Source organism: Streptomyces sp. NPDC104313, assembly GCF_055583985.1.
Genome location: NZ_JBVJMW010000001.1, coordinates 678370 through 702871 on the forward strand (window position 1 = coordinate 678370; position 24502 = coordinate 702871).

General features: G+C 71.4%; 25 protein-coding genes. 4 read left to right on the forward strand and 21 right to left on the reverse strand.

Annotated elements, in window-relative coordinates:
• Positions 1-70: 70 nt before the first annotated feature.
• Entirely contained in the window at positions 71-505 is a 435-nt protein-coding gene (locus tag ACZ60Q_RS03055; RefSeq protein ID WP_003969280.1) for a Fur family transcriptional regulator, read from the forward strand.
• 71 nt (positions 506-576) lie between these two features.
• Here ACZ60Q_RS03055 and ACZ60Q_RS03060 read toward each other — a convergent pair whose 3' ends face one another.
• The 4 genes from ACZ60Q_RS03060 to leuA all read right to left on the reverse strand — a co-directional run bounded on the left by ACZ60Q_RS03060 (position 577) and on the right by leuA (position 5086).
• Positions 577-1413 (reverse strand): isoprenyl transferase, encoded by an 837-nt coding sequence (locus ACZ60Q_RS03060; RefSeq protein WP_469627479.1) that lies wholly within the window; start codon positions 1411-1413, stop codon positions 577-579.
• Positions 1414-1536: 123 nt separating this feature from the next.
• A complete protein-coding gene (recO, locus tag ACZ60Q_RS03065; RefSeq protein ID WP_265601715.1) occupies positions 1537-2283 on the reverse strand; it encodes a DNA repair protein RecO in 747 nt (248 codons plus the stop codon).
• Between the two features lie 77 nt (positions 2284-2360).
• Positions 2361-3065 (reverse strand): TerB family tellurite resistance protein, encoded by a 705-nt coding sequence (locus tag ACZ60Q_RS03070; RefSeq protein WP_469627482.1) that lies wholly within the window; start codon positions 3063-3065, stop codon positions 2361-2363.
• Positions 3066-3289: 224 nt separating this feature from the next.
• On the reverse strand, positions 3290-5086 hold the full coding sequence (gene leuA / locus ACZ60Q_RS03075) for a 2-isopropylmalate synthase (RefSeq protein ID WP_469627485.1): 1797 nt from the start codon (positions 5084-5086) through the stop codon (positions 3290-3292).
• 289 nt (positions 5087-5375) lie between these two features.
• Here leuA and ACZ60Q_RS03080 point away from each other — a divergent pair, with 289 nt between their 5' ends.
• On the forward strand, positions 5376-6452 hold the full coding sequence (locus tag ACZ60Q_RS03080) for a M4 family metallopeptidase (RefSeq protein ID WP_469627488.1): 1077 nt from the start codon (positions 5376-5378) through the stop codon (positions 6450-6452).
• A 143-nt stretch (positions 6453-6595) separates the two neighbouring features.
• The gene (locus ACZ60Q_RS03085; RefSeq protein ID WP_469627491.1) at positions 6596-6862 is read left to right on the forward strand and encodes a protealysin inhibitor emfourin; all 267 of its coding nucleotides are present in this window, start codon (positions 6596-6598) and stop codon (positions 6860-6862) included.
• A gap of 148 nt (positions 6863-7010) precedes the next feature.
• Here ACZ60Q_RS03085 and era read toward each other — a convergent pair whose 3' ends face one another.
• The 9 genes from era to ACZ60Q_RS03130 all read right to left on the reverse strand — a co-directional run bounded on the left by era (position 7011) and on the right by ACZ60Q_RS03130 (position 15893).
• Complete coding sequence (gene era / locus ACZ60Q_RS03090) at positions 7011-7985, reverse strand: GTPase Era (RefSeq protein ID WP_469627494.1); 975 nt, start codon at positions 7983-7985, stop codon at positions 7011-7013.
• 60 nt (positions 7986-8045) lie between these two features.
• Positions 8046-8990 (reverse strand): DUF916 domain-containing protein, encoded by a 945-nt coding sequence (locus ACZ60Q_RS03095; protein ID WP_469627497.1) that lies wholly within the window; start codon positions 8988-8990, stop codon positions 8046-8048.
• Positions 8991-9156: 166 nt separating this feature from the next.
• Positions 9157-10503, reverse strand: a complete 1347-nt coding sequence (locus tag ACZ60Q_RS03100; RefSeq protein WP_469627499.1) for a beta-xylosidase — start codon at positions 10501-10503, stop codon at positions 9157-9159.
• Positions 10504-10742: 239 nt separating this feature from the next.
• Entirely contained in the window at positions 10743-11096 is a 354-nt protein-coding gene (locus ACZ60Q_RS03105; protein ID WP_469627501.1) for a cytidine deaminase, read from the reverse strand.
• A 226-nt stretch (positions 11097-11322) separates the two neighbouring features.
• Entirely contained in the window at positions 11323-11676 is a 354-nt protein-coding gene (locus ACZ60Q_RS03110; protein WP_469627503.1) for an MmcQ/YjbR family DNA-binding protein, read from the reverse strand.
• A complete protein-coding gene (locus ACZ60Q_RS03115; protein WP_469627506.1) occupies positions 11673-12971 on the reverse strand; it encodes a hemolysin family protein in 1299 nt (432 codons plus the stop codon). Before ACZ60Q_RS03115 ends, ACZ60Q_RS03110 begins: the two co-directional genes overlap by 4 nt.
• The gene (ybeY, locus tag ACZ60Q_RS03120) at positions 12968-13465 is read right to left on the reverse strand and encodes an rRNA maturation RNase YbeY (protein ID WP_352241441.1); all 498 of its coding nucleotides are present in this window, start codon (positions 13463-13465) and stop codon (positions 12968-12970) included. Before ybeY ends, ACZ60Q_RS03115 begins: the two co-directional genes overlap by 4 nt.
• Before the next feature lie 12 nt (positions 13466-13477).
• On the reverse strand, positions 13478-14542 hold the full coding sequence (locus ACZ60Q_RS03125; RefSeq protein WP_469627510.1) for a PhoH family protein: 1065 nt from the start codon (positions 14540-14542) through the stop codon (positions 13478-13480).
• 142 nt (positions 14543-14684) lie between these two features.
• Positions 14685-15893, reverse strand: coding sequence for a carbohydrate kinase family protein (locus tag ACZ60Q_RS03130; RefSeq protein ID WP_469627513.1), 1209 nt, complete (start codon positions 15891-15893; stop codon positions 14685-14687).
• Between the two features lie 432 nt (positions 15894-16325).
• On the opposite strand from ACZ60Q_RS03130, the gene ACZ60Q_RS03135 reads away from it, so the two are divergent.
• Positions 16326-17621, forward strand: a complete 1296-nt coding sequence (locus ACZ60Q_RS03135; protein ID WP_469627516.1) for an MFS transporter — start codon at positions 16326-16328, stop codon at positions 17619-17621.
• On the opposite strand, the gene ACZ60Q_RS03140 is transcribed toward ACZ60Q_RS03135, so the two are convergent.
• From ACZ60Q_RS03140 to hrcA, 8 genes are all read right to left on the reverse strand, one after another.
• Positions 17585-18577 carry an adenosine deaminase gene (locus ACZ60Q_RS03140; RefSeq protein WP_469627997.1) on the reverse strand — a complete coding sequence of 331 codons (993 nt, stop codon included), beginning with the start codon at positions 18575-18577 and terminating at the stop codon, positions 17585-17587. The two genes, ACZ60Q_RS03135 and ACZ60Q_RS03140, sit on opposite strands and share 37 nt — an antisense overlap.
• Before the next feature lie 45 nt (positions 18578-18622).
• Positions 18623-19534, reverse strand: coding sequence for a ribonuclease Z (locus ACZ60Q_RS03145; protein WP_469627519.1), 912 nt, complete (start codon positions 19532-19534; stop codon positions 18623-18625).
• Positions 19535-19549: 15 nt separating this feature from the next.
• Positions 19550-19909 (reverse strand): histidine triad nucleotide-binding protein, encoded by a 360-nt coding sequence (locus ACZ60Q_RS03150; protein WP_469627521.1) that lies wholly within the window; start codon positions 19907-19909, stop codon positions 19550-19552.
• A 141-nt stretch (positions 19910-20050) separates the two neighbouring features.
• The gene (locus tag ACZ60Q_RS03155) at positions 20051-20197 is read right to left on the reverse strand and encodes a hypothetical protein (RefSeq protein ID WP_469627524.1); all 147 of its coding nucleotides are present in this window, start codon (positions 20195-20197) and stop codon (positions 20051-20053) included.
• Positions 20198-20243: 46 nt separating this feature from the next.
• Positions 20244-20990: a 16S rRNA (uracil(1498)-N(3))-methyltransferase gene (locus ACZ60Q_RS03160; RefSeq protein ID WP_469627527.1), complete on the reverse strand. Its 747-nt coding sequence runs from the start codon at positions 20988-20990 to the stop codon at positions 20244-20246.
• Positions 20987-22060: a nitronate monooxygenase gene (locus ACZ60Q_RS03165; protein ID WP_469627530.1), complete on the reverse strand. Its 1074-nt coding sequence runs from the start codon at positions 22058-22060 to the stop codon at positions 20987-20989. Before ACZ60Q_RS03165 ends, ACZ60Q_RS03160 begins: the two co-directional genes overlap by 4 nt.
• 133 nt (positions 22061-22193) lie before the next feature.
• Positions 22194-23330 carry a molecular chaperone DnaJ gene (gene dnaJ / locus ACZ60Q_RS03170; protein ID WP_469627533.1) on the reverse strand — a complete coding sequence of 379 codons (1137 nt, stop codon included), beginning with the start codon at positions 23328-23330 and terminating at the stop codon, positions 22194-22196.
• Positions 23331-24347 (reverse strand): heat-inducible transcriptional repressor HrcA, encoded by a 1017-nt coding sequence (gene hrcA / locus ACZ60Q_RS03175; protein WP_361868511.1) that lies wholly within the window; start codon positions 24345-24347, stop codon positions 23331-23333.
• Between the last annotated feature and the right edge of the window lie 155 nt (positions 24348-24502).

Sequence of the window (24502 nt, forward strand, 5' to 3'; positions counted from 1 at the left end):
TTCGCCGGGGGTGCCCGGCCGGGCTGGCACAATGGCCCGACACATGTACGGGCGACACGAGGAGGCAGCTGTGGCCACGGCGCCGATCAGTGGCACGAACGCAGCGCCGGTACGCGGCCGGTCCACCCGGCAGCGGGCGGCGGTGGCGGCGGCGCTCGACGAGGTCGACGAGTTCCGCAGCGCCCAGGAGCTGCACGACGTCCTCAAGCACCGCGGCGACTCCGTGGGCCTGACGACGGTCTACCGGACCTTGCAGTCCCTCGCCGACGCGGGTGAGGTCGACGTCCTGCGCACCGCCGAGGGCGAGTCCGTCTACCGGCGGTGCTCGACCGGTGACCACCACCACCACCTCGTCTGCCGGCTCTGCGGCAAGGCCGTGGAGGTCGAGGGTCCGGCTGTCGAGCAGTGGGCCGAGATGATCGCCGCCCAGCACGGCTATGTGAACGTCGCGCACACCGTCGAGGTGTTCGGCACGTGCGCGGAGTGCGCCGCGAGCAAGGCGTAACGAAGGAAGAAGAGGCGGGTCCGGGACGCGTACAACGTCCCGGACCCGCCTCTTTCACGTCACTTTTCGCGTCACTCCTTGGCGGCCTCAGCGGCCTTCGCCGCCTCCACCGCCTCCGCCCCGCCGAAGCGGCGGTCGCGCTGGGCGTACTCCAGACAGGCCCGCCACAGATCCCGACGGTCGAAATCCGGCCAGAGAACGTCCTGGAAGACCATCTCGGCGTACGCGCTCTGCCAGATCAGGTAGTTCGAGGTGCGCTGCTCGCCGCTGGGGCGCACGAAGAGGTCCACGTCCGGCATGTCCGGGTAGTACGTGTACTTCGCGAAGGTCTTCTCGTTGACCTTGGCCGGGTCGAGCTTCCCGGCCGCCACGTCCTGGGCGATGCGCTGCGCGGCGTCCGCGATCTCGGCACGTCCGCCGTAGTTGACGCAGAAGTACAGCGTCATCCTGTCGTTGTCCTTGGTCTGCTCCTGGGCGACCTGGAGCTCCTGGACGACGGACTTCCACAGCTTGGGCATGCGGCCCACCCAGCGGATCCGGATGCCGAGCTCGTCCATCTCGTCACGGCGGCGGCGGATCACGTCGCGGTTGAAGTTCATCAGGAACTTCACCTCGTCCGGCGAGCGCTTCCAGTTCTCCGTGGAGAAGGCGTAGAGCGAGAGGTTCTTCACGCCCATCTCGATACACCCCTTGAGAACGTCCATCACGACGCCCTCACCGACCTTGTGGCCCTCGGTGCGGGGCAGACCCCGCTCCTTGGCCCAACGGCCGTTGCCGTCCATCACGACGGCGACGTGCTGGGGCACCAGCTCGCCGGGGATCTTCGGAGGCGTCGCGCCCGTGGGGTGCGGCTCGGGGGTCTTGTACGTGCGCCGGTTACGGCCGCCGAGGATCCCGCGTACTGCCATGAGCTTCTCAGTCTCCCTGTGTCACTTCATCCACGCACCGCGTCGTCTGCCCGACGCACCGCGTCACCTCTCGACGTGCCGCGTCACCTCTCGACGTGCCGCGTCACTTCTCCACGTACCGCGTCACTTCTCCACGTACCGCAGCGAGCGCAGTCCGCGCTCCAGATGCCAGTGCAGATAGGCGGACACCAGCCCGCTCCCCTCCCTGACATGACGCGCCTCGCACGCGTCCGCCGTCGCCCAGTCGCCGCTGAGCAGCGCGCTCAGCAGGGCCAGGGCCTGTGCCGAGGGTACGACGCTGCCGGGGACCCGGCAGTCACCGCATATGACGCCCCCCGCCGCGACGGAGAAGAACCGGTTCGGACCGGGCATTCCGCACTTGGCGCAGTCCTCGAAGCTGGGCGCGTACCCGTTGACCGCGAGCGAGCGCAGCAGGAACGCGTCCAGGATCAGGTGGGGGGCGTGCTCGCCCCGGGCGAGGGTGCGGAGGCCGCCGACGAGCAGCAGATACTGCTGGACGGCCGGTTCGCCCTCGTGGTCGGTGAACCGCTCGGCGGTCTCCAGCATCGCGGTGCCCGCCGTGTAGCGGGCGTAGTCGGCGACGATCCCGCCGCCGTAGGGGGCGATCGTCTCGCTCTGGGTGCAGAGCGGCAGCCCGCGGCCGACCAGCTCGCTGCCGCGCGCGAAGAACTGCACGTCGACGTGGGAGAAGGGCTCCAGGCGGGCGCCGAACTTGGACTTGGTGCGGCGCACCCCGCGGGCGACGGCCCGCACCCGGCCGTGGCCGCGGGTCAGGATCGTGATGATCCGGTCGGCCTCGCCCAGTTTCTGCGTACGCAGCACGACGCCGTCGTCCCGGAACAAGCTCATGGGCCCATTGTCGCCCACCTGGGGCCCGTGGCGGGGGCCGAGGGCCGTCACGGGCGTGCGGGGGCGGGCGAGCGGCGCTACGAGGGCGTGCGGTCGGCTGCCGCCAGCAGGCGGGCGATGTCGTCGGCGGGGAGCTGGAGGGCGCTGCCGACCGTGGTCAGGACCTGGCGCTCAGCGGTGCGGTAGGGCCCGTCGGCCAGCGCGATCCTCGCTCCCTGGAGGAGGACGGACTCGCGGCCGGCGGCGGCCAGATGCGGGGCGAGCGGGGCCAGCACCTCGTGCAGCTCGATGGCGAGGGTCGGGCCGCAGGCCTCGGCGGCCGGGTCGGAACCGGAGCCCCGCCCGGTGTCGGCGGCCAGCACCTCGACGACGGTGAACAGCTGCTCCTGGGTGCAGTCGTCGAGCCCGGCGTCGCGCACGGTGGCGACAGCGGCCTCCAGGACGGTGCGGGAGGTGGTGCCTCCGGCGGCGAGGACGGCCAGGGTGACGGTGTGGACGGCCTCACGGAGCATCGTCGAGAACCGGGTCGTGGTGGGGTGGTCCAGCGCCTCGGGGGCGTAGTGGGTGAGGCAGGCGGCGCACTCGACGACGGGCTCGGTCTCGCCCCGGCCGACCAGCGGGACACCGAGGACGGTGAGGCGGCGGCGGCCGGTGAGCCGACGGTAGTTGCGGTCTCCCCCGCAGCCGGGGCAGAAGAAGGCGCCGTCGCCGACGGCGTCCCAGATGGTGCGAACGCCGCAGAGGACCGGCCTCAGAGCGCGTTGTCCTTTGGCTGACCGCACTTCGCACACCTCCGTAACGCTCCGGCAACAGCGCCGTGTGTTGGACGTGATGTTAGCCACACACGCGATGCGGCGTCAGCCTCCGGGACGTCACAACCCCCGGATATGGCCGAACCCCGACCACCCGGAGCGGGCGGTCGGGGTCCGTCAATGCCGTCGTACGGGGTCGAACCGGACGTCCGCGCGAGGAGGGGTGCGCGGCTGTCCGGGAGGGGCCGGACGGGTCAGCGGGCCGCGCGGTTGACCGTGGAGACGACCGCCTTGAGCGAGGCGCGGGTGGTGTTGGCGTCGATGCCGATGCCCCACAGGACCTTGCCGTCGATCGCGCACTCGATGTACGAGGCGGCCTGGGCGCTGGCGCCCTCGCTCATCGTGTGCTCGGTGTAGTCCAGCAGCCGGGCGTCGATGCCGATGGCCTGCAGCGCTTCGAAGAACGCGGAGATCGGGCCGTTGCCCGTACCGCTCAGCACGGTGTCCGCGCCGTCGACGGTGGCCTCGACGGTCAGGGTGTCCCGGCCGTCGGTGTCGGTCGTGGTCTGGCCGGAGCGGAGCTGGATACGCCCCCAGGCGTTGTCGGCGTTCGGCAGGTACTCGTCCTGGAAGGTGGACCAGATCTGCGTCGGGGTGACCTCGCCGCCCTCGGCGTCGGTCTTGGCCTGAATGATCCGGGAGAACTCGATCTGCATCCGGCGCGGCAGGTCCAGCTTGTGGTCGTTCTTCAGGACGTAGGCGATACCGCCCTTGCCGGACTGCGAGTTGACCCGGATGACGGCCTCGTAGGAGCGGCCGACGTCCTTCGGGTCGATCGGCAGATACGGCACGGCCCACTCGATGTCGTCGACCGTCCCGCCCTGGGCGGCGGCGTCGCGCTCCATGGCGTCGAAGCCCTTCTTGATGGCGTCCTGGTGGGAGCCGGAGAAGGCGGTGTAGACCAGATCGCCCGCGTAGGGGTGGCGCGGGTGGATCTCCATCTGATTGCAGTACTCGCTGGTGCGGCGGACCTCGTCGATCTGCGAGAAGTCGATCTGCGGGTCGACTCCCTGGGAGAAGAGGTTCATGCCCAGGGTGACCAGGTCGACGTTGCCGGTGCGCTCGCCCTGGCCGAACAGGCAGCCCTCGATGCGGTCGGCGCCGGCCATGATGGCCAGCTCGGCGGCGGCGACGGCGGTGCCCCGGTCGTTGTGCGGGTGGACCGACAGGCAGACGAACTCGCGGCGGGTCAGGTTGCGGGACATCCACTCGAAGCGGTCCGCGTGCGTGGAGGGCGTCGAACGCTCCACGGTGGCGGGCAGGTTGAGGATGATCTCGCGGCCCTCCTCCGGCTGCCAGACGTCGCAGACGGCCTCGCAGACCTCCAGGGCGAAGTCCAGTTCGGTGTCGGTGAAGATCTCCGGGCTGTACTGGTAGCCGAAGATCGTCTCCGGGCCCAGGATCTTCTCGGCGTACTCCATGACCAGCCGGGTGCCGTCCACCGCGATCTGCTTGACCTCCTCGCGCGAGCCGCGGAAGACGACGCGGCGGAAGGTGGGGGCGGTGGCGTTGTACAGGTGGACGGTGGCCCGGTGCGCGCCGACCAGCGACTCCACGGTCCGCTCGATCAGCTCCTCGCGGGCCTGCGTCAGGACGGAGATCGTCACGTCCTCGGGGATCGCGCCCTCTTCGATGATGGAGCGGACGAAGTTGAAGTCGGTCTCGCCGGAGGACGGGAAGCCGACCTCGATCTCCTTGTAGCCCATCGCGACCAGCAGATCGAACATCTCGCGCTTGCGCGCCGGGGACATCGGGTCGATCAGCGCCTGGTTGCCGTCGCGCAGATCGGTGGACAGCCAGCGGGGCGCGACGGTGATCCGGTTGTCGGGCCAGGTGCGGTCGGCGATGTCCACGGCCTCGTAGCCGCGGTACTTGTGGACCGGCATCCCGGACGGCTTCTGGAGCTGCGTCGCGTTGGTGACCGGGGTGGGGCGGCCGACGGAATCACCGGCGGGATTCACGGTGTTACCAGCGGGATTCACGGTGGTCATGGCGTAGGGCTCCTCGGTCCAGCGGGGGTCGGCCGACTGTGTCGCTACAGCACCAGACTCCGCGGGGAGGGGGTCGGCCTACGACTGGGGACCCTCGCCGCGGCAGCTAAGGAGAAGCAGCCCGAAACGCATGATGCGACGAGCGTAACCGAGTGTGGCCCGTGGTGTCGGGCCGTATCAGTATGCGGGACCAGGCATCGATGACGGGTAAACAGTGACTCATCACTCCATTTCGTCAATCACCGTCGCAACCAGTGACAGCGCTGTGACGGAGTGCCACAGTCGTTTCATGCACCTTCGAACCGACGGCGATCTCCACCCCGTCTTCTGCAGCATCGTTCCGCCCCACGTCCTCGATCACCTGTCGCGGTCCGCCGACGCCCGCCTCGCGGATCCGGCCCGCCGCACCCTGGCGGCCGACGGTCTCCGCCGCGATCGCCGCCGGACGACGGCCCTCGCCTCCGTCACGACCGCCCCCGGCGCGGGCGCGGTCCCCACCAAGCCCCACCGCACCCTGTACGACTGCGGGAACGGCACCGCCCTGCCCGGCCGCAAGGTCCGCGGCGAGGGCGACAAGCCCACCTCGGACGCCAGCGTGAACCGCGCGTACGCCGGCCTCGGCGCCACCTTCGAGCTGCTGCTCTCGGCGTACGGGCGCAGCTCGATCGACGGCAAGGGTCTGCCGCTGATCGGCTCCGTGCACTACGGCGAGGAGTACAACAACGCGTTCTTCGACGGCGAGCAGATGGTCTTCGGGGACGGCGACGGCGAGATCTTCCTCGACTTCACCGTCGCGGTCGACGTGATCGCCCACGAACTGGCCCACGGTCTGACACAGCACACCGCCAACCTGCGCTACGAGGGCCAGTCGGGCGCGCTCAACGAGTCGGTGTCCGACGTCTTCGGCTCCCTGGTGAAGCAGTACTCGCTGGGCCAGAGCGCGGAGCAGGCCGACTGGCTGATCGGGGCCGGGCTGCTGGCGCCCCGGGTCAGCGGGGTCGGGCTGCGCTCGATGAAGGCCCCGGGCACGGCGTACGACGACGACGTCCTCGGCAAGGACCCGCAGCCGGGCTCCATGGACGAGTACATCGAGACGGAGGAGGACAACGGCGGGGTCCACCTCAACTCCGGCATCCCCAACCGTGCGTTCTATCTCCTGGCCACCGTGCTGGGCGGCAACGCCTGGGAGCGCGCCGGGCAGATCTGGTTCGACGTGCTGACCGGCGGCGAGCTGACGGCGAACGCGGACTTCGCGGAGTTCGCCCGGCTGACGGTCGCGGCGGCGGGCGACCGCTTCGGCGCGGGTGGCGAGCGGGAGGCGGTCCTCAAGGCCTGGTCGGAGGTGGGCGTTTCGACCCGGGAGTGACCTGGCCCGGAAGCGACCGGCCCCGGAGCGAGCGGCCCGGGCGTGACCGGGTCCGACCGGGAGGCGGCCTCGACGCGGTCGGATCGCGGCCGCTCCAGCAGGCGGGGTTGAGCGCCCGCGCGGCCCCCGATAGACAGGACCCCATGCGTATTCAGGTCAGCCGGACCGGCGGCTTCGCCGGCATCGCCCGCCGCGGTGGGGTCGATACCGAGGGCCGGGCCGACGCCGGCGAGTGGCGGTCGCTCGCCGAGAAGGCTCTCGGCGGGGCGTCCGCCGCCCCGCCCGCCGGGGCACCGGACGGCTTCCGGTACGAGATCACGGTCGACGGCCGCACCATGTACTGCGCTGACCCCGATCTGACCGGGGCGCAGCGCACGCTGATCTCACGCGTCCTCAAGGAGGGCGCGTGAGATCGGCACCCGTGCCGTACGAGAGCGGGAACCCGGGCTTCCGCAGCTGCTTCGGGACCCCCCACGACCGCACTCGCCCCCTTCGGCCCCGGGCCTCAGCGGCTTCGCACGGCTGCGCCGGCCTCCGGCCGCCGGACGTGGTCCGGGCTCAGAACCCCAGCTTCCGCAGCTGCTTCGGGTCGCGCTGCCAGTCCTTGGCGACCTTCACATGCAGGTCCAGGAAGACCGGCGTGCCGAGCAGCGCCTCGATGTGCTTGCGGGACTTGGTGCCGACGTCCTTCAGCCGCTGGCCCTTCGGGCCGATGATGATGCCCTTCTGGCTGGGGCGCTCGATGTAGACGTTGGCGTGGATGTCCAGCAGCGGCTTGTCCGCCGGGCGGTCCGTGCGCGGCAGCATCTCCTCGACGACGACCGCGATGGAGTGCGGCAGCTCGTCGCGTACGCCCTCCAGCGCCGCCTCGCGGATCAGCTCCGCGACCATGACCATCTCCGGCTCGTCGGTGAGGTCGCCCTCCGGGTAGAGCGGCGGGCTCACGGGGAGCAGCGGGGCGATGAGGTCGGCGAGCAGGCTCACCTGCAGGTCCTTGACCGCCGAGACCGGAATGATCTCGGCCCACTCGAAGCCGAGCTCGTCGGCCAGCGCGGAGACGGCGATGAGCTGTTCGGCCAGCGCCTTCGACTCGACCAGGTCGGTCTTGGTGATGATGGCGATCTTGGGGGTCTTCTTGATCCCCGCGAGTTCCTTGATGATGTACTTGTCGCCGGGGCCGAGCTTCTGGTCGGCGGGCAGGCAGAAGCCGATGACGTCGACCTCGGCCCAGGTGGTCCGCACGACGTCGTTGAGCCGCTCGCCCAGGAGCGTGCGCGGCTTGTGGAGGCCGGGGGTGTCGACCAGGATCAGCTGCGCGTCGTCGCGGTGCACGATGCCGCGCACCGTGTGCCGGGTGGTCTGGGGGCGGTTGGAGGTGATCGCCACCTTCTGACCGACGAGAGCGTTCGTGAGGGTGGACTTGCCCGCGTTGGGGCGGCCCACGAAGCAGGCGAAGCCGGCCCGGTGGGGGGAGGTGGTCTCCGCTTGCGCGGCAGCGGATTCTGGGTTCGGTCGAGCGCTCATGGCGACCATTCTCCCCGATCCCGGCGGCGCCGCCGCACCGTGGGCCGGGCGAGACCGGTCACAGGTGTCTCAGGCCGTTCGCGTACGGCGTCGGCGGGCCCGCGCCCACAGGGCACTACCGGCGGCGACGAGCACGGTGAGCAGCCCGGCGAGGAGCCACGGCACGGCCAGGAACGTGACGGCCGCCGACTCCCGGGTGCCCTTCGCGGTGGCGGTGAGTTCGACCTCGGCCCGGTCCAGCTGCGGCGCGCCGTCCCAGGTCTCGGTCAGCCGGACCCGCTGGCGGGGCAGCAGCTCGGCGGGCAGCTTCGTCAGCCCGCGCTTCAGCAGCGTCCGGCCGAAGAGGCCCTCGGCGCGCAGGGCGACGGCGGGGGCGAGGGTGACGTTCCCCCGGTTGTGGAGGGTGTACGAGATGACGGCGCGGCTCGTGCCGGTGCCCGGGACCAGCGGGCGGTGCCGCTCGATCCGGATGTCCTCGACGGAGAGCGCGGGGACGGTGGGCCCGTTCACCCGCAGGTGGATCCGGGCGCCGACGGCCCTGCGGACCCCGACGGCGACGGCGCCCCGGCGGGTGGCCTCGACTCGTTCGTCCAGGGCGATCAGGGCGCCGGGGTGGTCGCCCGGCTCGGCGTTCTTGGGGACGGTGATGGTCAGGGGCACGGTGACCGCGTCCTTGGGGCCCACGGTGACGGTGTCCCGGTCGGTGCGGGCCCAGGCGCCGACGGAGCGCTGCTTCTCCTTGCGGTCGCGGACCGCGAAGCCGCCGTCGCGCGGGGTGTTGTAGGCGTCGGCGGCGTACAGCCGCAGGGTCAGCGGCTTCGCGGTCCTGTTGGTGACGGTGACCCGGTCGGTGAGGGTGGTGCCCGGCGCGGCGGAGAGGTAGAGGGAGGGGCGTTCGCCGGACGGGCCGGAGGTCGGCTGGACGGACCAGCTGCCGTTGTCGGCCGGATGGGCGGCGGGCGCGCCGAGGAGCAGCAGGGCAGCCGCCAGGAGGAGTACGGAGAGCTTGCGCACGGTACGGACCCCCAGGTCGCGTCCGGGTGGGGTGGGCCGGCCGGGTGCGCGCCCGGCCCACGGTGGATCAGGAGAGGACCTCACGTCGGGGCGGGGACCGGCGCTCCCGGGCGGGAGCGGGGACTCGTCCGACGGCGAGGGTGGCACTGCCGGGAAAGTCGGGACCTCACGTGAGCGTGAGGGTCAGCACTCCCGCGTAGGAACCGGCCCCGGTGAAGGCCGGCACGTCCAGGGAGAGCCCCGCGTCGACGGTGAACTCCCCTCCGGTGGCCGCCCCGTCGGGCGTGGACGCCAGGGTGGCCCCGGCGTCCCCGACCGTTCCGGCGCTGCCCGCCGCGCAGGTGCTCGGGCTGCCGGGCTTCGTGGCGCAGGACGGGGCCCAGTCGAGGGCGTCGGCGCTGATCCGCGCCCCGCCCGGACCCTTGAAGTCGGTGACCTTGCCGGTGAGCGACCAGCCCGCGGGGCCGCCCCGGAAGTCCTCGACGGTCACCGTGCGCAGTTCGCCGGTGGAGGCCCCGCCCCGGCCGAAGTCGACCCCGGACAACGGGACGCTGTCGCCGGCCTGGGTCATGGAGAGGGTGCCCGCCCGGACGGTCGTGGTGAGCCGCTGGCTGCCGTCGGGGATCTCACCGCCGCCGGTGACGGTGTACGCCCGGGGGCCCGCGCCCTTCCCGGCGTCCCAGGCGCCGCCCTCGTAGGCGACGACGCCGGTGGTGGCCGGGTCGCTGACGGCGAGCCGGGCGGTGAAGGCCCCGGATCCGTCGGCGGTGGCCGTGGCGGTGTCACCGGTCTGCGCGTCGCCGTCGCGGCCCGCCACGGTGACGCCCGCGCCCGGGGTGAACTTCGTGCCGGTGACGGTGACCTCGTCGCCCGCCTGCCCGGAGGCGGCCGAGAGCCGTACGGTGCGTTCGTTGACCTGGCCGCCGCCGGTGGCGACGACGGTCTCCGACACGGGGGCGGGCGGGCCCGTCACCGTGCAGGGGGTGTCCAGCTCCATGATGTAGCTGGTGTGGATGTTGTAGTCGCCGGGCGACAGGGTGATCGTGCCGGGCGCGGTGACGGTGAACGTCCCCGTCATGGAGAACGACGGGAAGGTGCCCTTGCCGGGGACCGGGGCGTTCTTCTTCGGCCCCGCGACGGTGACATTGCCGCTCTGCGCGCCGCCGAGGGTGACCTTCCCGGTCGGCGTCATGATGTCGGCGGGCAGGGCCAGGTCGACCGGGTTGCTGGCGGCGGGCACGAGGACGGTGTAGGTCACCGCGACGGTGTCGCCGACCTGCGGGGTCGCGTCGTCGACGGTGATCCGCGCGGTCGTGGTGCCGTCGATGGGCGGGATGCCCGCGATGGGCGGCGGGATGCAGTGGGTGGGGAAGTCCACCGCGACGGAGGCCGTCGCGGCGGCCTGCGCCGGTCCTCCGAGCAGCCCTCCCCCGGTGACGACGAGTGCGGTGATGCCCAGGGCGGCGGCCCAGCGGCGCCGCTGTTCGGTGGATCTTCGCGTGGTCGGTCGCATGAATTCGGTGCCCTCCTGCGGACAGTGGTACGGCGGCTCTTCCGTACCGGCAGGGGGCCATTGACGACCCGGGCGAAAAAGAAGTCAATGCAGACGAAATGCGGCGACTGATGGCCCATCAGATGATGTCAAGATCGGCCTGCCGAGGGTGTTCCGCCCGGGCCGCCAGGGCCGCTCGTCACGCGGCCCCGCTGATCGCGCCGTCACCTGGCCGGCTCGGCCCGCCGTCAGGCGCCGGATCAGCCCGCCGCGACACGGACCCGCAGCGCCCCGTCCGGGCCCGCGAGCAGCACCGGGGTGTCCGGTCCGCCGAGGTCCCGCACCGCGGCCCGGTCCTCGTCGGAGAGCGTCTCGGCGGCGGAGACGACCGCGGCCGCCTCCAGCGAGGTGGCGCCGCTGGCCACCGCCATGGCGACGGCGGTCCGGAGGGCGCTGAGCTTCAGCGACTCCAGCGCCACCGTGCCCGCGACATAGGTGCGTCCCGTCTCGTCGCGTACCGCCGCGCCCTCGGGCACCCCGTTGCGGGCGCGGGCGCTGCGCGCCAAGGTGATGATCTTGCGGTCCTCGGCGTCGAGCTCCGTGGTGTCGGTCATGGCACGAGCATACGAAGCGGGCGAGGGCCCGCGCAGGTCACCCCGGCCCCGGGAGCAGCCGGCGGTCAGCCGGGGGGCCGGAGACGGCGGCGGTGTCGGCGGCGGCGTCAGTGTCAGTGTCAGTGTCGTCGGACAGTGTGTTCCGTCCGGGCGCGATCATCGCGTACGGGCCTACCGTGACCTCCGGGGTCCCGAACGCACGGCGTTCCCGTACACGGGCGACTCTCTACGGGCGGTCCAGGCGCAGCCGCTCCGCCTTCGGGAGTCCGGCGACCACCAGGTCGTAGGAGTCCTCGACCATCTCGCGCAGCAGCCGGTCCGGGACGCCGGAGACGGTGACCGTGTTCCAGTGGCGCTTGCTCATGTGCCAGCCGGGCACGATCGCGGGGTGCGTCTCGCGCAGCCGGATCGCCTCGTCGGGATCGCACTTGAGGTTGACGGTGAGCGGCTGCCCGTCCAGGGTGGCGAGGGCGAACATCTTGCCGAGCACCTTGAAGACGGAGATCTCCGGGCCGAACGGGAACTCCTCCACGCTCGCGTTGAACTCCAGGCAGAAGGCCCGCAGCCGTTCCGGCGTCATTCCGCTTCCTTCTCCCCGGTCTCCTCGTGCTCGGGCTCCACGAGCACCGTGACGATCTTGTTCCGGCGGCCCGCGGGGGATTCCGCGGTGAGCCGGAGCCTGCGGCCGTCGGGCAGCTCGACGGCCGCGGACGCGCCGGCGATCGGGACCCGGCCGAGCGCCTTGGCGAGCAGGCCGCCAACGGTCTCCACGTCCTCGTCGTCGTATTCGTCGAGGCCGAAGAGGTCGCCGAGGTCCCCGATGTCGAGCCGGGCGGTGACCCGGTAGCAGCCGTGTCCCAGCTCCTGGACGGGCGGCAGCTCCCGGTCGTACTCGTCGGTGATCTCGCCGACGATCTCCTCCAGGATGTCCTCGATGGTGACGATGCCCGCGGTGCCGCCGTACTCGTCGATGACGACCGCGACATGGCTGCGGTCCTGCTGCATCTCGCGCAGCAGGTCCCCGGCGTTCTTGGTGTCGGGGACGAAGGCGGCGGGGCGCATCGCGGTGGAGACGGGGTCGGCCTCGGACTCGCGGTTGATGTGCGTCTTGCGGACCAGGTCCTTGAGGTAGACGATCCCGACGACGTCGTCCTCGTTCTCGCCGGTGACCGGGATCCGGGAGAAGCCGGAGCGCAGGGCGAGGGTGAGGGCCTGGCGGATCGTCTTGTAGCGCTCGATGGAGACGAGGTCGGTGCGCGGCACCATGACCTCGCGGACCAGGGTGTCGCCCAGCTCGAAGACGGAGTGCACCATGCGGCGCTCGTCATCCTCGATGAGCGACTCCGCCTCGGCGAGGTCGACCATGGAGCGCAGCTCGGCCTCGCTGGCGAACGGGCCCTTGCGGAACCCCTTGCCCGGGGTCAGCGCGTTGCCGACGAGGATCAGCAGCTGCGGGATCGGTCCCATGATCCTGGCCAGCGGCAGCAGGACGTACGCGGCTGCCGTGGCCGTGTTCAGCGGGTGCTGGCGGCCGATGGTGCGCGGGGAGACGCCGATGGCGACGTAGGAGACGAGCACCATCACGCCCATCGCGACGGCCAGCGCCTCCCAGGTCTCGGGCAGCTCCTGGAGACAGGCGTAGGTGACGAGGACCCCGGCCGACATCTCGCAGGCGACCCGCACCAGCAGGGCGACGTTGAGATAGCGGGTCGGGTCGGCCGCGATCTGCGCGAGCTTCGCACTGCCGCGCCGGCCGGAACGGACCGCCTCCTCCGCCCGGAAGCTGGAGGTGCGGGCGATCCCGGCCTCCGCGCAGGCGGCCAGCCAGCCGACGACGACCAGCAGCACGACCCCGATGACCAGGGGCGCGCTCACGAGACGGTGGGGGCGGGGGACGCGCCGGTGAGCCCGTGCTCCCCGCGCCAGCCGTCCACGATGGCGGCCTGGAGACCGAACATCTCCGCCTTCTCGTCCGGCTCCTCGTGGTCGTACCCCAGCAGGTGCAACACCCCGTGGACGGTCAGGAGTTGAAGCTCCTCGTCCATGGAGTGCTGCGTCGGGGCCTCCTCGCCCTGCCTCTTCGCGACCTCCGGGCAGAGCACGATGTCACCGAGGAGCCCCTGCGGGGGCTCCTCGTCGTCCTTCGCCGGCGGACGCAGCTCGTCCATCGGGAAGGACATGACATCGGTCGGACCGGGAAGGTCCATCCACTGGATGTGCAGCTGCTCCATGGCGTCGGTGTCCACCACGATCACCGAGAGCTCGGACAGCGGGTGGATCCGCATCCGGGCCAGTGCGTAGCGGGCGATGTCGAGGATCGCCTGCTCGTCGACCTCGGTTCCGGACTCGTTGTTGACGTCGATCGACATGGTGCGCTGCTACTACTTCCCTTTACGGCGGTCGCGTCGGCCGTCTTCGCGGCCTTCCGCCTGACCGTCCTGCTGACCGTTTCGGCTGTCGTACTTCTCGTACGCGTCGACGATACGGCCGACGAGCTTGTGCCGGACGACATCCTGGGAGGTGAGCCGGGAGAAGTGCACGTCGTCCAGGCCCTCCAGGATGTCCTGGACCTGCCGCAGCCCGCTCTTGGTGCCGCTCGGCAGGTCGACCTGGGTGACGTCACCGGTGATGACGATCTTGGAGTCGAAGCCGAGTCGGGTGAGGAACATCTTCATCTGCTCGGCGCTGGTGTTCTGCGCCTCGTCGAGGATGATGAAGGCGTCGTTGAGGGTTCTTCCCCTCATGTACGCCAGCGGCGCGACCTCGATCGTGCCCGCCGCCATCAGCCGCGGGATCGAGTCGGGGTCGAGCATGTCGTGCAGAGCGTCGTAGAGCGGGCGCAGATACGGGTCGATCTTGTCGAACAGGGTGCCCGGCAGGAAGCCGAGCCGCTCCCCCGCCTCGACCGCGGGCCGGGTCAGGATGATCCGGCTGACCTGCTTGGACTGGAGTGCCTGAACGGCCTTGGCCATGGCGAGATAGGTCTTGCCCGTACCCGCGGGGCCGATGCCGAACACGATCGTGTTCTCGTCGATCGCGTCGACGTACCGCTTCTGGTTGAGCGTCTTGGGGCGGATGGTGCGGCCACGGCTGGAGAGGATGTTCTGCGTGAGCACCTCGGCGGGCGTCTCGCCCCGCGGGTCTCCCTGCCCGCCGCCGGCCGCCCTGAGCATGGCGATCGACCGTTCCACTGCGTCCTCCGTCATCGGCGCTCCGGTGCGGAGCACGAGCATCATCTCGTCGAACAGGCGTTGGATGAGAGCGACGTCGGCGGCCTCGCCCGTGGCACTGATCTCGTTGCCCCGGACATGGATGTCGGCCGCCGGGAAAGCCTCTTCGATCACGCGCAACAGCGAGTCACCCGATCCGAGGAGCATCACCATGGGGTGTGCGGCCGGAATCCTGATCTGGGCACGCGCCTGCGGCTGTGTGGGTGTCTGAGTCATGGGCCGGCCCTCGGGCCTGCACATACCTCCCGTTGCAGGGTTCTCGCTGCTCGACAACCTCTGGATTACCAAGCCTACGACCTGGAAGTGACAACGCAGAGTGCTTTTAGCGCACGTGCGTGCGACGCGTTTCCGCGCGCGGTCACTGGCGGAAACCGATCGTGGGCACCGCGCGCCGCAGTGGCCAGGCGCGGGCCGCCGTGGGCAGCAGGTCGTCCAGGAAGGCGTAGCGCTCCAGGGCGGCGGGGTCCTGGCTGTCGCAGGTACGGATCAGCTGCCACCAGGCGGCGATCTCGGCCCAGCCGGGGGCGGAGAGCGAGCCGCCGAACTCCTGGACCGAGAGGGCGGCGGTGAGGCCGGCGAAGGCGAGCCGGTCGGCGAGCGGCCAGTCGGCGAGGGTGCCGGTCACGAAGCCGGCGACGAAAACGTCCCCGGCGCCGGTGGGGTCGAGCGCCTCCACCTCGATGGCGGGCACGGCCGCGGCGGCGCCGGTGCGGCCGTCGACGGCGTACGCGCCCTCGGCGCCCAGGGTGACCACGGCGAGCGGGACGCGTTCGGCGAGGGTGTGGGCGGCGGCGCGCGGGCAGTCGGTGCGGGTGTAACGCATCGCCTCCTCGGCGTTGGGCAGGAACGCCTCGCAGTGCGCCAGGTCGGGCAGGGCGTCCAGGTCCCAGCGGCCGGTCTCGTCCCAGCCGACGTCGGCGAAGATCAGCGCGCCGTTGCGGGCGGCGGCGGCCACCCAGGGCTCGCCCCTGCCCGGGGCGAGCGAGGCGATGGCGGCGCGGGCGCGCGGCGGGCAGTGCGGGAAGGCGGGGGCTCCGACGGGGGCCGGGGTTTCGGCGGGAACGGAGGGTCCGGAGGGTCCGGAGTGAACGGAGGGTCCAGCAGGTCCGGTGGGTCCAGCGGGTCCGGAGGGAACCGTGGTTGTTGGCGCTCCGGTCGGAGCGGGCGCCTCGTGCCCGTGCGAGACCATCGTGCGCTCGCCCTCGTACGCCATGGAGACGGTGACCGGGGAGTGCCAGCCGGGGACGGTGTGCGACATCGACAGGTCGATTCCCTCGCCCTGTTCGAGGGCGTCCCGGCAGTACTCCCCGTAGTGGTCGTCGCCGAACGCGGCGGCGAGGGAGGTGCGCAGGCCGAGGCGGGCGAGGGCGGTGGCCATGTTGGCGACGCCACCGGGGCTGGAACCCATCCCCCGCGCCCAGGACTCGGTGCCGCGTACGGGGGCGCTGTCCAGGCCGGTGAAGATGATGTCGAGGAAGACCGGGCCCGTCAGAAAGACATCGCAGGCGGGGTCCCGGGGAGCGCGCAGCGCCTGGAGCGGGTCGATGCCCGGAGTGTCTGTGCTCACCGTGCGCTCCCGGGTTCGTGCGTCGGATCTCGGCGGGATCCGGACCGTGTGAGGTGCGGCCAGTCTGCCCGATACGCCAGGGGAACGCAGTGTCCGCGCCCATGTGTTCGCAGCACGCCTGACCTGCATAAACATGAGCTAATACCCGAGGTTCCCCTACATAAACACAGATGTGACCTAGATCACATCGGGGCGGCTTTCGGGAGCCGGGGGCGCTTGATACAAATTGCCCTCCGGCACCTTCGGGGACCTTCTCCGACGAGAGCCGTATATCTCAGCATCTCGCTGTAAACCACCGCAATATCCCCGTGCCTTCGCATGCCTTCGCATGCCTTCGCATGCCCCGCATGCCCCGCTCGCTTCGCTGTTCCCCGCTCCACACCCTCCCCTCCCCTCCCCCCTGCCTGCTCAGGCATGTCTTCAGGAACGCCCATGTCCTCGCGCCCTGGTGCCGCGTGGCCCCTGGTGGCCGTGTTCACCGCCGGATACCTCGCCTCCTATCTGCTCCCCACCATCGTCGGCCGGCTCAGCGCCCAGCTGGGGCTGAGTCCCGCTCAGTCGGGCCTGGTCGGCAGCGCACTGCTCCTCAGTTCGGCCGGCGCCGGCTTCTCCCTGGCCGGCCGGGTCGAGCGGTTAGGGCCGGGCACCCCCGCCCGCGTCGGACTGGTGCTCACCGCCACCGGCTACGGGTTCGCCGCACTCACCGGGTCCGTGCCGCTGGTGGTGCTCGGCGTGGTGGTCGGCGGCTTCGGCTCCGGCACGGCGACGGCGGTCGCCGCGGCCGGGATCGCCGCCCGGCGCGACCCGCACCGGACGTCCTCACTCGGGCTGCTCGCCGTGTCCGCCACCGCGGGCGTCCTCTATCTGACCATCCCCCACCTGGGCGGGGGCCACCGGCTTCCGTTCGCCGCGATCGCCCTGGTCGCCCTGCTCGTCTGGCCCGCGACCGCCCGGCTCGACGATGCGGCGACGGCCGAGGAGACCGCCTCACCGATCGCCGGCCGGCTCCCGCACCGCCGCTCCGGGCTCGTCCTGGCGGGCGGCATGCTCGTCTGGTCCATGGCGCAGAACGCGCTGTGGGGCGTGAGCGGCCACATCGGCCTGGTCCAGGTGGGGCTGTCCGAAGTCACCGTCGGCGCGGTGTTCGCCGCCGCGCTCGGCGCGGGACTGCTCGGCGTGACGGGCGCGGGACTGCTCGGCGCGCGGCTCGGCCGGGCGGTGCCGATCGGGCTGGGTACCGTGGTCATCGCGGCGAGCATCGTGCTCAGCTCATCGGCCCGGGACCTCGCCTCGTTCGCGACCGGGGAGATCGTGTGGAACGCCTTCTACCCGGTGGTCCTCTCCTACCTCATCGGGCTGGCCGCCTCCCTGGACATGCGCGGTCGCTGGGCGGTGCTGGCGGGTTCCGCCTCCTCCATAGGGGTGGCCTGCGGTCCGTTGCTGGGCAGCGTGCTCTCCGTGGAGGCCGGCTATCCGGCGATGGGGATGATTCTGGGGGCGGCCACCCTGCTGGTCGCCGCCCCGGTGACCGCCGTGGCGCTGCACACCGGCGGCCGGCCGCTGGTGCCCGGCGTGATGCCGGAGCTCGGTTCACCGGAGCAGGCCGTCACGGGGCCGCGGGTACCGGCCCTGCGGCGCGGGCGGCTGGTGCGCGGCGCGCTCCGGGCGGCCGGTCGGGGCGGCGAGTCCAGTCAGTCGAACGCGTACGCCTCGACCTCGGACAGATAGCGCGCCCGGCGCTCCTCGTCGTGGTCGAGGAAGGCCGCCTCGAAGGAGTTGCGGGCCAGGGTGCGCAGTTGTTCCCGGTCCAGGGCGAGCGCGTCGCGTACGGCGTCGAAGTTGTCCCCGATGTACCCGCCGAAGTAGGCGGGGTCGTCGGAGTTCACCGTGCAGTGGAGTCCGGCGGCCAGCATCGCCGGCAGCGGGTGGTCCTTCAGCGTGTCGACCGTGCGCAGCCGTACGTTCGACAGCGGGCAGAGCGTGAGCGGTATCCGGTCGGCGACCAGCCGCTCCACCAGCTCCGGATCCTCCAGGCAGCGCAGTCCGTGGTCGATGCGCTCGACGCCGAGGACGTCCAGGGCCTCCCTGATGTACTCCGGCGGACCCTCCTCGCCCGCGTGGGCCACTTTGCGCAGGCCGAGGGCGGTGGCCTCCTCGTACACCTCGCGGAACTTGGCGGGCGGGTGGCCGGCCTCGGCGGAGTCCAGGCCGATCGCGCTGATCCGGTGCAGATACGGCTTCGCCGCGTCCAGGGTGCCGAGGGCCGATTCGGCCGACAGGTCGCGCAGGAAGCACATGATCAGCTGGGTGGAGACGCCGTGCTTCTCCTCGCTGCGCTCCAGCGCCCGGCCGATCCCCTCGATGACCGTGCCGATCGGGACGCCCCGGGCGGTGTGGGCCTGCGGGTCGAAGAAGATCTCGGCGTGCCGGACGCCCTGGGCTGCGGCGCGGGCAAGGTAGGTGTCGACGAGTTCGGCGAAGTCGTCCTCGGTGCGCAGGACCGCCATCAGCGCGTAGTACAGGTCGAGGAAGGACTGGAGGTCATCGAACCGGTAGGCGGCGCGCAGTTCGTCGGTGGTGGCGTAGGGCAGGGCCACCTCGTTGCGCTCCGCGAGGGCGAAGGCCAGCTCGGGTTCGAGGGTGCCTTCGATGTGGAGGTGAAGTTCTGCCTTGGGGAGGTGCACGGTGTCTCGCAAACGGTGGTGCTGATGGGGAAACGCGGGGTCGGTTCAGTGGTGCCGGGTGGGGACCGGGACCCGGATCAGGTCCTGGGCGACGGTGAGTTCGCCGTCGAAACCGGCGGCGCGGGCCTGGGCCTCGAAGAGCTCCGGATCGCCGTAGCGCTGGGAGAAGTGGGTCAGCACGAGGTGGCGGACGCCCGACTCCTTCGCCACCCGGGCGGCCTGTCCGGCGGTCAGGTGCCCGTGGTCGACGGCCAGCTTCTCGTCCTCGTCGAGGAAGGTCGACTCGATGACGAGCATGTCGCAGCCCTCGGCGAGCGCGTACACCCCGTCGCAGAGCCGGGTGTCCATGACGAACGCGAACCGCTGCCCGCGCCGCTCCTCGGAGACCTGCTCCAGCGTGATGCCGCCGAGGACGCCCTCGCGCCGGAGGCGGCCCACGTCCGGTCCGGCGATGCCGTGTTCCTTCAGCAGGGCGGGCAGCATGCGCCGGGCGTCGGGCTCGGTGAGACGGTAGCCGTACGACTCGACGGGGTGCGAGAGCCTGTGGCTGTCCAGGGTGTACGCGGAGGTGGCGGCGAGGACTCCGCCGGCTCCGGCGACCGGGGCCCGGTCCAGCTCGACGGTCTCGCGGTAGGCGGTGGCGTACCGCAGCCGGTCGAAGAAGTGCTGCCCGCTCGCCGGGTAGTGCGCGGTCACCGGGTGCGGCACCTGGTCGAGGTTGATCCGCTGGATCACCCCGGCGAGCCCGAGGGAGTGGTCACCGTGGAAGTGGGTGATACAGATCCGGTGGATGTCGTGCGCGGCGACCCCGGCCCGCAGCATCTGGCGCTGGGTGCCCTCGCCCGGGTCGAAGAGGATACCCTCACCGTCCCAGCGCAGCAGATAGCCGTTGTGGTTGCGGTGCCGGGTGGGGACCTGGCTGGCGGTGCCGAGCACCACCAGCTCGCGTACGGACATGGTCGGGAGCTTCCGTTATCCGGGGGGCCACTGGAGGCCGCGGCCGCCCAGGACGTGTGCGTGGGCGTGGAAGACGGTCTGGCCGGCGCCGGAGCCGGTGTTGAGGATGATCCGGTAGCCGGTGGCGTCGACCTTCTCGTCGGCGGCGACCTCTCCGGCCTCACGCAGGACGTCCGCGGCGATGAGCGGTTCGGCGGCGGCGAGGGAGGCGGCGTCCGGGTAGTGGACCTTCGGGATGACCAGGACGTGGGTCGGGGCCTGCGGGTTGATATCGCGGAAGGCGACGGTGGTCTCGCTCACACGGACGATGGTCGCCGGGATGTCTCCCGAGACGATCTTGCAGAACAGGCAGTCGGACTGCGGCTCTCCCGCCATGGCCGGGCCTCCTCGTCGCTGGTGGTCGGTTCGCTTCCCCGAAGGGCAGACGTCTTCGAAAATCAGTACACGGGCATGCTATCGGGGCCCTGTGGCGTGGACGGTCCGGACGGTCCGGACGGTCCGGACGGGCTGCGCGGGTCAGCGCCTGCGCGGGCGGTCGAACCAGATCGTCAGGAGGACCGGTATGAGCCCGGCCCAGAACAACACCTGGGGTACGCCGCGTTCGCTCCACGGGACCAGGGCGATCAGCACGGCGGGCAGGGCCGGGGGAGCTCCACCAGCCACCGTTCATGGCCACAGAGCCCCTCGATCCACCGCCGCCGCCCGCTGTTCAGCCCCAGCGGCCCGTACGCCCCAGGAGCAGCGCGGTCGCGGCCGTCCCGGCGGTGGAGGTGCGCAGCACGCTGCGGCCGAGCCGGTAGGGGCGGGCGCCCGCCTCGGCGAAGGCGGCCAGTTCCTGCGGGGAGACGCCGCCCTCGGGGCCCACGACGAGCACGATCGAGCCGGAGAACGGGAGTTCGGCGGTGGCGAGGGGGGTGCTGTCGTGGTCGCGGTCCTCGTGGAGGACGCCGGCGAAGTCGGCTGCGGCGAGCAGGGCGGCGACCTGCTTGGTCGTCATGGCCTCGGCCACCTCGGGGAAGCGCACCCGGCGGGACTGCTTGCCCGCCTCCCTCGCCGTACTGCGCCACTTCGTCAGAGCCTTGGCGCCGCGCTCGCCCTTCCACTGGGTGATGCAGCGGGCCGCCTGCCAGGGCACGATCATGTCGACGCCGGTCTCGGTCATCGTCTCGACCGCCAGCTCGCCCCGGTCGCCCTTGGGGAGCGCCTGGACGACGGTGATCCGCGGGGCGGGCGCGGGCTCCTCGTGGATGCTGTCGAGGCCGGTGACCGTGAGCCGGTCCTTGCCCTCGGCGGCCCGCACGACGCCCTCCGCCCAGTGGCCGATCCCGTCGGTGAGGACGACGTCCTCGCCGGGCTGGAGCCGCTTGACGGAGACGGCGTGCCGTCCTTCGGGTCCCTCCAGGACGTACTCCGGCCCGGCGGGCATCCGTTCGACGACGAAGACCGGTGCGGTCACCGGGGGCTCCTCATGCTCAGGGCCGACCGGGCGGCCTCCAGTTCGGCGGCGAGCAGCTCGATCAGCTCGCCCGCGGGCAGTTCCCGGGCCATCCGGTGGCCCTGCCCGGCCCACAGGGCCATGCCCTGGGCGTCCCCGGTCTTGGCGGCGGCCCGGCGCAGCCCGCTGGTGACGTAGTGGACCTGGGGGTAGGCGGCGGGGGCGTACGGGCCGTGTTCGCGGACGAAGCGGTTGACCAGGCCGCGGGCGGGCCGCCCGGAGAAGGCGCGGGTCAGCTCGGTGCGGACGAACAGCGGGTTGGTCAGGGCCTGCTTGTGCAGCAGGTGCGCCCCGGACTCGGGGCAGATGAGGAAGGCGGTGCCGAGCTGTGCGGCGTCCGCGCCCGCCGCGAGGACGGCGGTGATCTGCGCGCCGCGCATCAGGCCGCCGGCGGCGACGATGGGCATCTGGACGGTCTCGCGGACCTGGGTGATGAGGGAGAGCAGCCCGGTGCCGGTCTGGTCGAGCTGCGGGTCGTCGCGGTGGGTGGACTGGTGGCCGCCCGCCTCGAAGCCCTGGACGCAGACGGTGTCGGCGCCCGCCCGCTGGGCACGCCGGGCCTCCTCGGCCGAGGTGACCGTGACGATGGTGTGCGTCCCGGCCCGGGCGAAGGCGTCGAGGGTGTCGCGGGTGGGGCAGCCGAAGGTGAAGGAGACGACCGGAACCGGGTCCTCCAGCAGGATCGCGACCTTCGCCTCGTAGCCGTCGTCGCCGCTGCTGTCCGGGTCGCCGAGCGGGGTCTCGTACCAGGCGGCCTCGCCGGCGAGCTGATGACGGTAGACCTCGACGGCGCTGGGGTCGGCGAGCGTGGGCTGCGGCATGAAGAGGTTGACGCCGAAGGGCCCGCCGGTGAGCCGGCGCAGCTGTTTGATCTCGTTGTACATCCCGTCCGCCGTCTTGTACCCGGCGGCCAGGAATCCGAGCCCGCCGGCTTCGGCGACGGCCCCGGCGAGCTGGGGTCCGGACGCGCCGCCCGCCATAGGCGCCTGCACGATCGGATACCGGCAGAGATCGGTCAACTCGGAGGACATGACCGCATCGTGCCACGTCTCGCGCAACGGGGCCGAATCAGCCAGCCGACGACCTGACCGGTTCTTCGTCCGAACGCCGCACCGCCCGCCGGTTCGGAACCGGCGGGCGGTGCGGTGAAAGGCGAAAAGCGGTTCAGCGACCGTTGAACGCGTCCTTCAGGCGGGAGAAGAGACCCTGCTGACCTGGCTGAAACTGGCCCAGGGGTCGCTCCTCGCCGCGCAGCTTGGAGAACTCCCGCAGCAGCCGCTCCTGTTCCGCGTCGAGCTTGGTGGGGGTCATCACCTCGACGTGCACGATCAGGTCGCCCCGGCCGCCACCGCGCAGATGTGTGATCCCCCGCCCGTGCAGGGGCACGGACTGGCCGGACTGGGTGCCGGGCCGGATGTCGATCTCCTCCAGCCCGTCCAACGTCTCCAGCGGACACTTGGTGCCGAGGGCCGCGGCGGTCATCGGGATGGTGACCGTGCAGTGCAGATCGTCGCCGCGCCGCTGGAAGACGGCGTGCGGCAGCTCGTGGATCTCCACGTACAGATCGCCGGCCGGGCCGCCGCCGGGGCCGACCTCGCCCTCACCCGCGAGCTGGATACGGGTGCCGTTGTCGACGCCCGCCGGGATCTTGACCGTGAGCGTGCGGCGCGAACGGATACGACCGTCGCCGGCGCACTCCGGGCAGGGGGTGGGCACGACCGTGCCGAAACCCTGGCACTGCGGGCAGGGCCGCGAGGTCATGACCTGGCCCAGGAAGGACCGGGTGACCTGCGAGACCTCGCCACGACCGCGACACATGTCACAGGTCTGGGCGGACGTGCCGGGGGCCGCGCCCTCGCCGCTACAGGTGTTGCAGACGACAGCCGTGTCGACCTGGATGTCCTTGGTGGTGCCGAAGGCCGCCTCGTTGAGGTCGATCTCCAGCCGGATCATGGCGTCCTGGCCGCGCCGGGTCCGCGAACGGGGCCCGCGCTGCGCGGCGTTGCCGAAGAACGCGTCCATGATGTCGGAGAAGTTGCCGAAGTTGCCGGCTCCGAAACCGCCCGCGCCACCGCCACCACTGGCGGAGAGCGGGTCACCGCCGAGGTCGTAGACCTGCTTCTTCTGCGGGTCCGAGAGCACCTCGTAAGCGGCGTTGATCTCCTTGAACCGCTCCTGGGTCTTCGGGTCCGGGTTGACATCCGGGTGCAGCTCGCGGGCGAGCCGACGGAATGCCTTCTTGATCTCGTCCTGAGATGCGTCGCGGCGCACGCCGAGTACGGCGTAGTAGTCCGTGGCCACTTACGACTCCGCCAGGATCTGTCCGACGTAACGTGCCACTGCGCGTACCGCTCCCATCGTTCCGGGGTAGTCCATGCGGGTCGGTCCGACCACGCCGAGTTTGGCGACTGCCTCGTCGCCCGAACCGTAGCCGACCGCGACGACGGACGTGGAGTTGAGCCCCTCGTGGGCGTTCTCGTGCCCGATCCGTACGGTCATGCCGGAGTCCGTGGCCTCACCCAGCAGCTTCAGCAGGACGACCTGTTCCTCCAGTGCTTCCAGCACCGGCCGGATCATCACCGGGAAGTCGTGTCCGAAGCGGGTGAGGTTGGAGGTGCCGCCGATCATCAGCCGCTCCTCCGTCTCCTCGACCAGGGTTTCGAGGAGGGTGGAAAGAACCGTGGAAACCGTCCCCCGGTCCTCGCTGTCGAAGGATTCCGGCAGCTCCTGCACCAGTTGCGGGACATCCGCGAAGCGGCGTCCGACGACCCGGCTGTTGAGCCGGGCCCGCAGATCCGCGAGCGATGCCTCGCCGAACGGCGCGGGACAGTCGATCATACGCTGTTCGACCCGGCCGGTGTCCGTGATCAGGACGAGCATCAGCCGGGCGGGGGCGAGCGCCAGCAGTTCCACGTGCCGCACCGTCGAGCGGGTCAGCGAGGGGTACTGCACGACGGCGACCTGCCGGGTCAGCTGCGCGAGCAGCCTGACCGTCCGGCCGACCACGTCGTCGAGGTCGACCGCGCCGTCGAGGAAGTTCTGGATGGCCCGGCGCTCGGGCGAGGACAGCGGCTTGACGCCCGCGAGCCTGTCGACGAAGAGGCGGTACCCCTTGTCGGTCGGGATGCGTCCCGCGCTCGTGTGCGGCTGGGCGATGAAGCCCTCGTCCTCCAGCACCGCCATGTCGTTGCGGACGGTGGCCGGGGAGACCCCCAGCCGGTGCCGCTCGGTCAGCGCCTTGGAGCCGACCGGCTCCTCGGTGCCGACATAGTCCTGGACGATGGCGCGCAGCACTTCGAGTCTGCGTTCGCTGAGCATCGCGCACACCTCCAGCTGTGTCTCTCGGCGTCTGCCTGGCACTCGGTGCGTTCGAGTGCCAGCAATCCCCGCGGTCAGTGTACGGGGGTGGGGTGGGGCCGGGGCAAGGGCGACCGGCCACGCCCCCACAGGAGCGCGGGTCGTTGCCGATAGCG

Bases quoted from the DNA above. Each gene is read 5' to 3' on its own strand.
- ACZ60Q_RS03060 (WP_469627479.1), bottom strand. From the start codon at position 1,413: ATGGCAGTACGCGGGATCCTCGGCGGCCGTAACCGGCGCACGTACAAG.
- recO (WP_265601715.1), bottom strand. From the start codon at position 2,283: ATGAGCTTGTTCCGGGACGACGGCGTCGTGCTGCGTACGCAGAAACTG.
- leuA (WP_469627485.1), bottom strand. From the start codon at position 5,086: ATGACCACCGTGAATCCCGCTGGTAACACCGTGAATCCCGCCGGTGAT.
- ACZ60Q_RS03080 (WP_469627488.1), top strand. From the start codon at position 5,376: ATGCACCTTCGAACCGACGGCGATCTCCACCCCGTCTTCTGCAGCATC.
- ACZ60Q_RS03085 (WP_469627491.1), top strand. From the start codon at position 6,596: ATGCGTATTCAGGTCAGCCGGACCGGCGGCTTCGCCGGCATCGCCCGC.
- era (WP_469627494.1), bottom strand. From the start codon at position 7,985: ATGGTCGCCATGAGCGCTCGACCGAACCCAGAATCCGCTGCCGCGCAA.
- ACZ60Q_RS03100 (WP_469627499.1), bottom strand. From the start codon at position 10,503: ATGCGACCGACCACGCGAAGATCCACCGAACAGCGGCGCCGCTGGGCC.
- ACZ60Q_RS03105 (WP_469627501.1), bottom strand. From the start codon at position 11,096: ATGACCGACACCACGGAGCTCGACGCCGAGGACCGCAAGATCATCACC.
- ACZ60Q_RS03110 (WP_469627503.1), bottom strand. From the start codon at position 11,676: ATGACGCCGGAACGGCTGCGGGCCTTCTGCCTGGAGTTCAACGCGAGC.
- ybeY (WP_352241441.1), bottom strand. From the start codon at position 13,465: ATGTCGATCGACGTCAACAACGAGTCCGGAACCGAGGTCGACGAGCAG.
- ACZ60Q_RS03125 (WP_469627510.1), bottom strand. From the start codon at position 14,542: ATGACTCAGACACCCACACAGCCGCAGGCGCGTGCCCAGATCAGGATT.
- ACZ60Q_RS03135 (WP_469627516.1), top strand. From the start codon at position 16,326: ATGTCCTCGCGCCCTGGTGCCGCGTGGCCCCTGGTGGCCGTGTTCACC.
- ACZ60Q_RS03145 (WP_469627519.1), bottom strand. From the start codon at position 19,534: ATGTCCGTACGCGAGCTGGTGGTGCTCGGCACCGCCAGCCAGGTCCCC.
- ACZ60Q_RS03150 (WP_469627521.1), bottom strand. From the start codon at position 19,909: ATGGCGGGAGAGCCGCAGTCCGACTGCCTGTTCTGCAAGATCGTCTCG.
- ACZ60Q_RS03165 (WP_469627530.1), bottom strand. From the start codon at position 22,060: ATGTCCTCCGAGTTGACCGATCTCTGCCGGTATCCGATCGTGCAGGCG.
- hrcA (WP_361868511.1), bottom strand. From the start codon at position 24,347: ATGCTCAGCGAACGCAGACTCGAAGTGCTGCGCGCCATCGTCCAGGAC.